Origin of the sequence: Deminuibacter soli (genome assembly GCF_003412455.1) — a bacterium.
Lineage (GTDB): Bacteria > Bacteroidota > Bacteroidia > Chitinophagales > Chitinophagaceae > Deminuibacter > Deminuibacter soli.
This window is the reverse complement of the sequence record NZ_QTJU01000010.1, coordinates 1-12,536: the sequence shown is the minus strand read 5'-3', so window position 1 is coordinate 12,536 and position 12,536 is coordinate 1. Positions and strand designations below refer to the sequence as shown.

Below are 12,536 nucleotides of genomic sequence, written 5' to 3'. Positions count from 1 at the left end.
CGGGATGTACTGCTGCTTTTATGCAGGTAACAGCCTGCACCGGATTGATATACATAGCTAAGTTTTTGTTAAACACCATCGCTGTTTTTTATCTGACACCAAATTTGCTGGTACTGCCCATAAAAAAAATATGCGGCCGAACCGGGTTGTTTGGTTAATTGCGCACTCTATCATTACAGCACAAACACTATGAACTCATTGCCGCAAGAAATATCCGCGCAACGCGTAAAAAAAATGCTGGAGCAGTATGCCCCGGATTTTGTTGCGGAACAAGATATTGCCGAACTGCTGCACACCGAATCGCCCGATGTGCTGCAGGAGTGCATGGACTTGCTGGAGCCTGGTGCTGATGCAACCTTGTTTATACCCGCCATTTCCCGCTTCCGGAGCGATGCGCTCTGGCTTACATTAGATCCCGCTGTTCCGCGAAAAGATATACCAGCCCGCCGCCCGCGTACAATGGCTTTGCTGCGCATGGCTGCCGTACTGGGTGGTACGGTGTTACTAACCGCCGCCGTATGGCGCGCATTGTATCCTTCATTCAAGCGGCAATTGCTTACTGCCAAAGGTGCAGCTGCCGTAACCAAAGGTGTTGTACCCGGCACTAATAAAGCTACCCTGCTGCTGAGCGATGGTTCTGCTGTACTGCTCAGCGATGCAGGAACAGGTATGGTGGCCCAGCAGGGCAATGTGCAAATATTGCAGCATACCAGGGGCAGCATCAGCTGCATTACCACAGTGGGTAAGCCACAGGCTGGTTACAATACACTGGTTACACCCAGGGGAGGCCAATACAATATTATACTGCCGGATGGTACTGCCGTTTGGCTGAATGCAGGTTCATCCCTGCGTTACCCGGTGCAGTTTACCGGTAATGAACGCCGGGTATATGTTACAGGTGAAGCCTACTTTGAAGTAGCACCTGATAAAAACCGGCCCTTCCGTGTGCACGTACAGTCTGCAGCAGCAACCGGTAAAACGGAAGTGATTGAAGTGCTCGGAACCCGTTTTAATGTGAAGGCGTACAACGATCACATCAAAACCACGCTGCTGGACGGCGCCATAAAAATAACCGGCGATAACAACACGGTATTACTGCGGCCCGGCCAGTCGCTAACCCAAACGGCCGGCAACAACGCAGCCCCGGTAAAACAGGCCGATACAGAAGAAGCCATTGCCTGGAAAAATGGTTATTTTCTTTTTAAACATACACCGGTGAAAAATGTTATGGAACAAGTGGCTGCATGGTACAATGTGAACGTGAATTATACAGGCGCAGCCGATTTTGAATGCAATGCCAGGGCCATCAACAGGTCGGTGCCGCTCACTGAATTGCTTCACCTGCTTGAATTAACCGGTAAGGTACGCTTTAAGGTACAGGATCACAGTGTTACCGTAATCGCATTATAGCATTACATCTTGTAATGTCATCGTTGTTTTCTCATGTTATATCAGGGGAATGTGTCTACATTCCTCATTTTTTTGCAGCAATTCCAGGTGCATTCAACCAGGCCGACCTGCCAACAAACATATCAGCGTTGTTACTGTTATCTTTCTACCATGAAAGCAGTTGTTATTACCCAGCCCGGTGAACCGGAAGTATTGCAGTGGACAGAACAGCCTACACCAGTGCCTGCACATGATGAAGTGCTGGTGCAGGTGCTGGCAGCCGGTATTAACCGCCCCGATATTATGCAGCGCCAAGGCAAGTACCCGCCGCCGCCCGGTGTGCCGCAACACATACCCGGACTGGAAATAGCCGGTATTGTTACCCAATGCGGCGAAGCTGTAACGCGCTGGGCACCGGGCGATAAAGTCTGCGCACTGGTGGGCGGCGGCGGTTATGCTGAATATTGCACTGTACCTGCCGCACAGTGTTTGCCCATGCCTGTTGCACTGAGTTATGCGGCAGCGGCATCGTTACCCGAAACAGTATACACGGTATGGAGCAATCTTTTTCAGCGCGGGCAATTGCAGCAGGGCGAACGGGTGCTGATTCATGGCGGCAGCAGCGGTATTGGCGTTACTGCCATACAGCTGGCCAAAGCTTTTGGTGCAACCGTATTTGCAACAGCTGGCTCTGCTGAAAAATGCCGCGCCTGTGAAGATCTTGGTGCCACCACCTGCATCAATTACCGCACGGCAGACTTTGAAGCCGTACTGCAATCACAAGGTGTACACGTAATTCTCGACATGATAGGAGGGGACTATATTCCAAAGAACCTGCGGCTGCTGGTGCCTGATGGCCGTTTGGTTTTCATCAACACCATGAAAGGCAGCAAGGCCGAGATAGACATGCATTACATCATGCGGCAACGCATTACCATCACAGGCAGCACACTGCGTAACCGGGAGGCGGCATTTAAAGCTGCATTAACCAAAGCTGTAGAACAAAAAGTATGGCCACTGATTGATTCAGGAAAGTTTCAGCCGGTAGTATACAAAACATTCCTCTTCACAGAAGCCGCAGCAGCACACCGTTTGCTCGAAAGCAGCGAACACATCGGGAAGCTAGTGCTGGTGCGTGAATCGTGAGACGTCAGTCGTGAGTGAGAAGGCATCGAGAGCCGAGAATCGACAGTCGGGATGATTTTAGCGAGTGTTATCGTGAGACGTCAGTCGTCAGTCGTGAGTGATTGTAGTGGGTAGTATAACTATTGCTGAAGGCGATTTACACTAAACAAGCTTACAGCTCGTAGCTTGAAGCCGTTGAAGTCTTTGTGCGCTCTGTGTAAAATCTTTGTGCCCTTTGTGGTTAAAAGTATCCCCGCTCATTCGCCACAGGCGAAGCTATCCGCTAAATGCTTACAGCTGCTATTTAATGGAAATTCTTCTTCGTATTGCAGATATTGTTATAAATTCCAGTCTGAGAAACATTCACGTATGCAAATTGATCACTACCTTAAATCCGGCATCGTGGAGGCCTATGTTAACGGTTCTGCCACGCCCGAACAAGCTGCTGAATTTGAGCAGTTGCTACCCGAACATGCACAGTTGCAACAGGCACTGGAGCAATGTATGGCCCGCTTTGGAAAATTAGCATGGGCCGATGAACACCGGCTGGTACATAAGCCGGGTATGTTCAATAAAACAGCGCCGCTTCCCGGCACCTATCATGCAGTGACGGAAGATGAAGCAGACACAGGCAGCAGGGAAGACAGTGATTTTGTAGCTGCCACAGTATCATCTCCCACCATACGGGTACACAAATACTGGCGCGGCGTATTTATCGCGGTATTCTTTTTGTCTAAATTGTTTCTTGGCCTGTTTATCTATTACCTCGTACAATACCAGAGCGCGGTGAAGGAAATTAAACGGCTTGAGCAACAGGTGAGCACACAAGCAGCGCCTGTAGCCAGGTAACAAGGTTGTGTGCATATAACTGTTAACACCGTACCGTATTTTGAAACCACGACAACACCTGAAATCAAACAACATCCAGGCATATGTGCTGGGGTTGCTTTCTGTTGAAGAAGCGGAAGAAATGGATATTATGCTGTCGCTGCATCCGCAACTGCAACAGAAAGTAAATGAATACCGGCACCTGCTGTACAGTAGCGGGGACAACGGGCCGGTACCGCCTGCACATACTACCTGGGAGCAGATAGAAGCAATCATCAGGCGCCTGCCTGGCAATAATGTTGAACCGGAAATAACTTTTTCTCAAAAAGTCAAAGCTGCGTCCGGCGGGCGTTTGCTGCGTGTACGGGAGAATACGGCAGCTATTTTTATACAACGCAAATGGGTAACCCGGCTACTGTTGTATATGGCTGTAGCGTTGTTGTTACTAAGCGGTATACTGCTGTTGCAACACCATTACACGCAAAAGATACAGCGCATAAAAGCTTTGCAGGAGCAAATACACCAATCGCAATAGATGGCATAACCTGTTGAATGGAATGAATAATTCCAAATACAATGAATTTTAATTTGTAATACGCAGACTTATTCATTAAATTTGGATACCATCAAAAGAAGTCCGCTTAAGCTGTGCTCGTAAGCATAGTGCAGGTTCAATATCCTCGTCAAGCCGGGCAAGTTGCTAACACCACCTGTTTATAATCAACTATAAACACAACGTGTGCTGCATGCCTTGTCTGTATCTCCTATGATTATCGATTTTCCGTAACAGTTATTCACCTTATTCACATACTTGGTTATGCCTTGTATGGCGCAGATGTGTTATGCATTTCCGCCGATACAGGAACTTCAATGGCGCAGCATGCAGGATGAAGAAAAACACATACTCCGGCAACAGACCGATGCAGATACGCGGGAACATATTGCCTATTTAAAGGTGCTGTTCCTCAATATTGCAGCAGGTGATGCTGTTGCATACAAGGAGCTGTTCGATTTGTACAAGCAACGCATATTTACCGCAGCTTATAAAATGACGCGCTCGCAAAGCCTGTCTGAAGAAGTGTTGCAGGATGTGTTCCTGAACATCTGGGCCTGCCGCACTTCGCTGGTGCATGTAGAGCGGCCGGGCGCTTACCTGTACCGCATTATTTTTACTTCGGTGGTGCGTTATCTTAAAAAACGCGGTAACGAGGCAAGACTGGCAGAGCTGGCATTGCTTAAAACCAAGAAGCATGTAAACGAAACAGAAGAGCGCATGGCCGGCTGGCAAACAGAAAAGCTGATACAAAAAGCCATTGCCACACTGCCGCCGCAAAAGAAGCTGGTGTATAAAATGCGGCAGGAACAGGGATTGCAATATGCTGAAATTGCCCGCCAGCTCAAAATTGCCTCAGGTACGGTACAGAATCATTTTCATGAAGCCATTCGCCTTATCCGGCTTTACATCAGCAAACACAGCGTAATGCTTGTGGCTGCAGCCATGCTTTGCAGCGTGCTCTGTTGTTAAACACTTTATCCAAAAAAATATTTTTACTTCCACTGTGTGATTTTGTTCGTGCCACACTCTTTATTGTGTATTGCCAACTAAGCCTGTGTACAGCAGTGGCGCAAATGGTTAATGCGTTCGGCTTTTTTTTCCATGGCAATACCATCATCATTGAATTATTCAAAACGGGGGATAATAGCTAACCTGGAAGATGCCTTAAATCTGCTTAATGGAAAATGTATAACGTATTTTCTCATGTAGGATTTAAATCAATTGAAGGAAGTGTTTCCACACTTCCTTTTTTTATTGAAAGCAGTTGGTTTTTAAATCATCAGCGAAATACAGTACCGGCAATAGAAATGTCTGTTATACACAAAAAAAATCTCCACTGTAGAAACAATGGAGATGCGATTCCCTTTTCTTAAGTCCTGGTGTTCAGAAAGTTTTTGCCCATGGCACAAACCTGCTTTCGCAGGGAGCGGTCAAATAATGTTATAAGTTGCGTGCAAAATATTTATAGGAATAAAATGGTGTTTTGTGTATTGTGAAGTGGTTGGTCAGCTGGTGATATCCTTTTGGTAAATCGTTCCTTTCTTACATAAATTTCATTCAAATTCCTTTTATTCTGGTAATCATTTCAGTAAATATTTTTCACGATCACTTGGGATATTTTTTATATAATATTAATTTAATATCTGTTAAGCAACAATGTCTTTATGGGATGTTCTTTCAACCTACACTTTCCAGTTGCTGGTGCTTTAATACTTTCTGAAATTCGGTTGGGGCAGAATGAAAATACTTTTTAAATGCCCTGGTAAAATTGCCGCTTTCGCCGTAACCCAGCTGAAGGGCTATATCGCCAATGCTTTCAGTGTGTTTCTGCAGTAATGCTTTGGCCTTGCTCATGCACTGGTTTTGTACATAACGGCTAATAGGGATATTGTATTTGTGCTTGAAATTTTTCTTCAGCGTGTTCTGGTTAATGTGAAAACGTTTGCTGAGACTGCTGATGTGGCAATGCTGCACATGCGGCTCTTCAGCAATATATTCGTGTATTTCGCTAATAATTTTATCATACTGTAAGGGGTTACTTACAGCCTGGCCGCTGGTAGTTTTAGCTGTGTCTTTTTCATAATAATACAGCAGTTTGTAAATGGCACTGTTAATGGCCAGGTCAAACGATGCCCCGTCTACTTCACTGTAGCGTATTTCGCGGAATAAAGTCTGGATGTTTTTGTTCATGCGTTCGCGGATAAGCGGCTGCCCGGCATTGCTGGCAGATTCAACCTTATCAACCAATGCCTGCAGGTGCGGGTATTTGCGTGCAATGGTTTTAAGGTAAAACGGACTTAATTCAATCTGCATCAGTTCGTATTCACCGGGTTCAAACGCGGCTTCAATGTTGCCTGTTGGCAGGTAAAACATATCATACCTTGTTTTTTCCAGTACTATTTTACCGAAGCCGTTTAATACAACGGGGAAGCTGCCCTGCAGGGTGTAATGCAGTGCAATAACGGGTTTGTCGCTGTGAGGATACAACGTAACCGGTTTGTCGATAAAAAAGCGGTAAACAAAAACACTGAATTGAGGCGTTTTCAATTCCTGTTGCAGGATAGCGCCAAAGTCGTACAGCTTGTAAGTAGCCTCAGCCCATGGGGCTACATGTTTTTTCAGGTGTACGGGTAACGATGCGGTGGTGCCGGCATCTGTTGCTTGCAGGGGATCAATAAGGATTTTCATAGATGATCAATGGTTTTTCAATGGATGCTTTTTGTTATAATCGAAGTTTGGTTCGCATTTTTCAAACACCCGGATACAACACCGCGTATAAAACCTGCTTTTACTGCATAGCCTATCACAACAGGCATGCCCGTGTAATGCATATGCATTCAGTAAAGCGTATACGTTTTAAACAATACAGGTGCAGGTTCCCGGTACGGATACCTTGCTTAGAAAAAGGAATGGAAGTATTATATGGATGACACTGGGGATATTAGCAAAACATGACGCCGCCTGTATTTCAGCGATAAGGTCCACAAAATGGAATCTGGAAAAATTCTGTTTAAGAGATCTTATAAGCAGTCATGCATTTTCTAAACCATTTGAAAATTAATAAAAAAATTAAATATGAAAGTGATTTTTTAACAATCTTTTTTTCAAATGGAAGGGAGAAATTTTACCAGGTTAGGTAAATCGATTTTTCTGCGGATATGCAACTACATACCCGCAGAAAAATGTTTAAACATTAAGCTTCGTCAACGTTTTCTTCAAGCCACTCATCGTAATCTTCATACCAGTTTACCATCTCTTCCATAAATGAAATAAGCTTTTCCTTGTCACCACCAAAATGTTCTGAAATGTTATCATACTCGGCAACAATATCAAATGTCTCCGTATCATCATTCCATCTTGCCAGGAACTTGGGTGCCTGTGTGTGCAACACATATTCACCGTCTTCATCATCCATGAAATTATCACAAACCAGATAACGCGGAATTGCAGTCATATATTCAGTTTTAAATGAAACAGCAAGGTACGCATTTGCACTTCATTGAACCTGCTTCCCGCATTTTTTTGCTGTTACTTCCTGTAAAAAAACAACATGGCTTGCCCGTTGCTTTTACGTAAATTCATACAATGCCAACACAATCAACTGCTTTAAAAAAAGTACTGAAGCCTTTGCATATTTGGGCCATTGCGGTAGGACTGGTTATTTCAGGTGAATACTTTGGCTGGAACTATGGCTGGGGTGCTGCCGGCACCATGGGCTTTTTACTGGTTACCCTGGTGGTTACGGTGTTGTATGTAACATTTATTTTCAGTTTTACAGAGCTAACCACCTGCATACCGCATGCAGGCGGTCCATTTGCATATGCCTATCGTGCACTGGGTGCAACCGGTGCATTGCTGGCAGGTTATGCCACATTGATAGAATTTTTGTTTGCAGCGCCTGCCATTGCTTTTGCATTGGGCAGTTATGTGCATTTCCTGTATCCTTCAATGGGGGTAAAAGCAGTGGCGGTGGGTTGTTATGTGCTGTTTACTTTCATTAACCTGCTGGGCATAAAAGAATCCGCACGTTTTTCGCTGCTGGTTACCTTGCTGGCGGTAGGTGAGTTGCTCATCTATTGCGGCATTGTGGCACCTTCATTCAGTGCTGCCAATTTTATGCATCATGCCATGCCGCAGCATTGGGGCGGTTTGTTTGCAGCAGTGCCGTTTGCCATATGGTTGTATGTATGTATTGAAGGCGTGGCCATGGTGGCAGAAGAAGTAAGGGATATTAAAAAAGATATTCCCAAAGGATATATCTCGGGCATTGTAACCCTGATGCTGCTTGCATTTGCCGTAATGATACTTACCGGTGGCATTACCAACTGGGAGCGGCTCAGCAATATTGACTACCCGCTGCCCGAATCAATCGGCATAGTGCTGGGCAGGCAAAGCAGCGTTACACAATTGTTTGCAGGTATTGGTTTGTTCGGGCTGATTGCATCGTTTCACAGTATCATTATCAGTTATTCACGGCAGGTGTTTGCGCTGGCCCGCAGCAGTTACCTGCCTGTTGTGCTGTCGCGCGTAAACAAGCGGTTTCAGACACCGCACTGGGCATTGCTTGCAGGCGGATTTATAGGTCTGCTGGCGATGTTGTATGCCGATACCAGCAAGCTGGTGATTGTATCTACCCTGGGTGCAGTAGTGATGTACGTGATTAGTATGATCAGTCTTTTTGTGTTGCGGCGCAGGGAACCACAACTGCAACGGCCGTTCAAAGCGCCGCTGTACCCGTATTTCCCGGCGATAGCGCTGGTATTATCGCTCGTTGCATTGGGTACCATTGTATATTATTATACTTTACTCAGCGCCTGGTTCTTTGGCGGCATGCTGCTGGTAACCGTATTGTTTTATGCAACAGGCAGGCATCGCCGCAATGCAGCTGCCGATACATCGTTTACTGTTTTACTAACTGAATAACCGCATGTTCAAATATTCTATAGGCCATACCACATATAGCTTTGCAGATCTGAAAACATTGCTGGCCAGGGCATCGCCCCTGCGCTCCGGGGATGTGCTGGCAGGTGTGGCAGCAGCAAGTTACGAAGAGCGGGTAGCAGCACAACTGGCATTGGCAGATGTACCATTGACGCGTTTTTTACACGATACCGTTATCCCTTATGAAAAGGATGAAATAACCCGGCTGATTATTGATACGCATGATGCAGCCGCATTTGCACCCATCCGCAGTTTTACGGCAGGTGAACTGCGCGACTGGCTGCTGAGCGACCAGGCAGATACCGTTACATTGCAACAGCTCTCACGCGGACTTACTCCCGAAATGGTGGCAGCTGCCAGCAAGTTGATGCGTAACCAGGATTTGATTAGTGTAGCACAGAAATGCAGCGTGGTAACACGTTTTCGCAATACCATCGGCTTGCCCGGGCGTTTGTCGGTGCGGCTGCAACCCAATCATCCCACCGATGATTTGCGTGGTGTAGCGGCTTCAATTATTGATGGCTTATTGTACGGCAGCGGTGATGCAGTAATTGGCATTAATCCCGCTACTGACAACCCGCAAACCACAGCCAGGCTGTTGCATATGATGGATGAGTTGCGCAACCGTTTTGCCATTCCCACGCAAACCTGTGTACTGAGCCATGTAACCACTACGCTGGGTTTAATAGAACAAAAGGCCCCGGTTGACCTGGTGTTTCAATCCATAGGCGGAACAGAACAAACCAACCGCAGCTTCGGGGTAAGTTTGTCGGTGCTGAAAGAAGCGCATGAAGCAGGCTTGTCATTGCAGCGTGGCACAGCAGGTAACCAGCTGATGTATTTTGAAACAGGACAAGGCAGTTCGCTTTCGGCAAATGCGCATGCAGGGGTTGACCAGCAAACCTGTGAAGCACGTGCTTATGCAGTAGCACGGCATTTTGATCCGTTACTGGTGAATACGGTGGTGGGTTTCATTGGCCCCGAGTATTTGTTCGATGGCAAGCAGATTACCCGCGCTGCGCTGGAAGATCATTGCTGCGGAAAATTACTGGGTCTGCCCATGGGCGTGGATATCTGTTATACCAATCATGCATCGGCCGACCAGGATGATATGGACAACCTGCTAACCCTGCTGGGTGTGGCGGGCTGCAATTATATTATGGGCGTGCCGGGGGCAGATGACGTGATGCTGAATTACCAGAGTACATCTTTTCACGATGCATTATACATACGCAGGTTGCTGTCACTAAAACCGGCGCCCGAATTTGAGCAATGGTTACAGCAACAGGGTATTACCGATGAACGCGGGCATTTATTGCCGGTTACAGCAGCGCACCGGCTGCTGGGACAATTTGACAATTTGAAGATGTGACAATTTATCTGAACGACTACTGCGGAGTAATGGCGGCCTTGCAGCTGTGCGGAATTGAGTAGCCGGTTTTGCAGGATTTCGGCCGCTTATTCTCCTGCTAAGCGAGGTGCGGCGCGTTTTTTTTTTACTATAGTAGCGTTGCCATGCCCGCAGTTGTTAAAACAAACCTGAAAAACGCACATACACGCAGAAGGATAATTTATCAACTGTTGTTTCCAGGGCTATGCAAAGTGATAACTGATTGATTTTACCCATAATTGTGAAGGTTTTTGACAATATAATTTACTAATTTCCGTTTAATAATTCCCGATGACCCAACCGCTTAATACAACCCTTTTTACGGCCGTAATAGCCGATCCCTGGTCTTCACTGTGTGCCTACACGCCGGCGCGCATTGCACTGGGCCGTACAGGGGCAGCATTGCCGCTCAAGGCATCACTCCGGTTTAGTCTGGCCCATGCCCATGCAAGGGATGCAGTATATACACCATTACAAAAAGAACTGATTACCCAGCAATTAAATAATGCCGGCATTGCCGTGTTTTCGATGCACAGCGAGGCGGCAGACCGCGACCAGTACCTGCAGCGGCCTGATATGGGCCGGCGTTTGGAACCGGGCGCTGCACAGCATTTGCCGGCATCCGGCGTTTGTGAAGATGCACTGGCCATTGTTATTGCCGATGGTTTATCGGCTACTGCAGTAAATACACAGGCTGTCGCACTGGTGCAGTTGCTGATGCGAGAACTGGCTGCAATTAAAATACCGGTGCTGCCTGTCATCCTGGTGCAGCAGGGCAGGGTGGCTATCGGCGATGCCATCGGCAGCCAGTTACAGGCAGCCTGCACATTGGTATTAATAGGCGAGCGACCGGGTTTAAGCGCTGCCAGCAGCATGGGGGCTTATTTAACCTTCGGGCCAAAAGTGGGACTAACCGATGATGCACGCAATTGTGTATCCAACATTCATCCCGGCGGGTTAAGTCTGCAGGATGCGGCTGCCAAAATTATGTACCTGCTGCGCGAAGCCTACCGCCGCGGTTTATCGGGCGTATTACTGAAAGAAGAAAGCACCGCCGCTGCACAGCAGTTACCGGGCGATCCGGCGGCTTAAATGCCTGCAAAAACGGATATTTTAATGTTGGCTTAACTGGTTATTAAGGTAATACTGTGTGCGATTGGGTAAATTTACCTTGCCTGTTGTGTGTAAAGCACCAACCGGTTTTGAGGAGCAATCAACAACGTCTTTCTGATTATTTTTTGTATAGATTTCCATTGAAGCCCTGGTATTCTTGCCGGGGCTTTTTTATGCCTGCCCCAATAGCGCTACTTTTGCGGCAAAAAGGCAAGTATGGCACAGGCATTTTTATTCGATTTGAACGGAACAGTGATCGACGATATGCATTACCACGCCAGGGCATGGTACGAGATTCTCAACAATGATTTAAACGCCGGTTTAAACTGGGACCAGGTAAAAGCCCAGATGTACGGTAAAAATGAAGAGCTGCTGATCCGTATTTTTGGCAATGGCCATTTTACACGTGAGCAGCTCGACCGTCTTTCGGTTGAAAAGGAAAAACGTTACCAGCAGGCTTATCTCCCCGAAATGGCGCTGATTCCCGGCCTGCAGCAGTTTTTTGAGCAGGCAGTACTACACCAGGTACCCATGGCCATCGGCTCGGCGGCTATTCCTTTTAATATTGATTTTGTATTGGATAACCTGCACATCCGCCATTTCTTCCAGGCGGTGGTAAGTGCAGATGATGTGGCCATCAGCAAACCGCATCCTGAAACCTTTTTAAAAGCTGCACAGCTGCTGCATGCCAGCCCTGAAAACTGCGTGGTGTTTGAAGATGCACCCAAAGGCGTAGAAGCTGCATTGAATGCAGGGATGAAAGCTGTAGTGATTACCACCATGCACGGCAAAGAAGAATTTGCACAATACCCGAATGTGCTGTTTTATATCAGTGATTATACCGATCCGCAGCTGAAGCAGTTGCTGGGTTAGTGAGTAGTCAGTAGTGAGTGGTGAGAAGGGGATTACTGGTGAATAGTGAATAGTCAATAGGCAATGGACCGGAGCGGAATTTGTCACCGGCGGCCGTTGGCTGTGTCTTCACAGCCACGATACGCGGCGTAACGCTTGCCTGTACAGGATCCGCGCCGGTTGTGCACTCACTACTGACTACTCACCACTCACTTTGTATTTCTGTACGAGCCTGAAATAAGTTGACCAAAAAACCAGGTCAAACATGGCAAAAACACATTTAGTAACCCGACGCGTCTTCAGTGAAGAGGTACGTCGCAGTGCCGTAAAGGCAATTGAATC

The 12,536-nt window shown here is 46.9% G+C and carries 11 protein-coding genes; 9 read left to right on the top strand and 2 right to left on the bottom strand.

What is annotated here, in order from left to right; all coding sequences use genetic code 11:
• Positions 1-198 precede the first annotated feature (198 nt).
• The 5 genes from DXN05_RS20225 (at position 199) to DXN05_RS20205 (ending at position 4,867) form a co-directional block, all read left to right on the top strand.
• Positions 199-1,410, top strand: coding sequence for a FecR family protein (locus DXN05_RS20225; protein ID WP_158559369.1), 1,212 nt, complete (start codon positions 199-201; stop codon positions 1,408-1,410).
• Positions 1,411-1,560: 150 nt separating this feature from the next.
• Positions 1,561-2,535: an NAD(P)H-quinone oxidoreductase gene (locus DXN05_RS20220; RefSeq protein WP_116849116.1), complete on the top strand. Its 975-nt coding sequence runs from the start codon at positions 1,561-1,563 to the stop codon at positions 2,533-2,535.
• 348 nt (positions 2,536-2,883) lie between these two features.
• Complete coding sequence (locus tag DXN05_RS20215; RefSeq protein WP_116849115.1) at positions 2,884-3,363, top strand: hypothetical protein; 480 nt, start codon at positions 2,884-2,886, stop codon at positions 3,361-3,363.
• 40 nt (positions 3,364-3,403) lie between these two features.
• Positions 3,404-3,877, top strand: coding sequence for a hypothetical protein (locus DXN05_RS20210; protein WP_116849114.1), 474 nt, complete (start codon positions 3,404-3,406; stop codon positions 3,875-3,877).
• A 291-nt stretch (positions 3,878-4,168) separates the two neighbouring features.
• A complete protein-coding gene (locus DXN05_RS20205) occupies positions 4,169-4,867 on the top strand; it encodes an RNA polymerase sigma factor (RefSeq protein ID WP_158559367.1) in 699 nt (232 codons plus the stop codon).
• Between the two features lie 708 nt (positions 4,868-5,575).
• Here the strand turns inward: DXN05_RS20205 and DXN05_RS20200 are convergent.
• On the bottom strand, positions 5,576-6,586 hold the full coding sequence (locus DXN05_RS20200; protein ID WP_116849112.1) for an AraC family transcriptional regulator: 1,011 nt from the start codon (positions 6,584-6,586) through the stop codon (positions 5,576-5,578).
• A 505-nt stretch (positions 6,587-7,091) separates the two neighbouring features.
• Entirely contained in the window at positions 7,092-7,352 is a 261-nt protein-coding gene (locus tag DXN05_RS20195; RefSeq protein ID WP_116849111.1) for a hypothetical protein, read from the bottom strand.
• A 131-nt stretch (positions 7,353-7,483) separates the two neighbouring features.
• Here DXN05_RS20195 and eat point away from each other — a divergent pair, with 131 nt between their 5' ends.
• From eat to DXN05_RS20175, 4 genes are all read left to right on the top strand, one after another.
• Entirely contained in the window at positions 7,484-8,821 is a 1,338-nt protein-coding gene (eat, locus tag DXN05_RS20190) for an ethanolamine permease (protein WP_116849110.1), read from the top strand.
• A gap of 4 nt (positions 8,822-8,825) precedes the next feature.
• Positions 8,826-10,211, top strand: coding sequence for an ethanolamine ammonia-lyase subunit EutB (locus tag DXN05_RS20185; RefSeq protein WP_116849109.1), 1,386 nt, complete (start codon positions 8,826-8,828; stop codon positions 10,209-10,211).
• Between the two features lie 309 nt (positions 10,212-10,520).
• Positions 10,521-11,321, top strand: coding sequence for an ethanolamine ammonia-lyase subunit EutC (gene eutC / locus DXN05_RS20180; protein ID WP_116849108.1), 801 nt, complete (start codon positions 10,521-10,523; stop codon positions 11,319-11,321).
• 237 nt (positions 11,322-11,558) lie between these two features.
• On the top strand, positions 11,559-12,215 hold the full coding sequence (locus DXN05_RS20175) for an HAD family hydrolase (RefSeq protein ID WP_116849107.1): 657 nt from the start codon (positions 11,559-11,561) through the stop codon (positions 12,213-12,215).
• Positions 12,216-12,536: the final 321 nt, after the last annotated feature.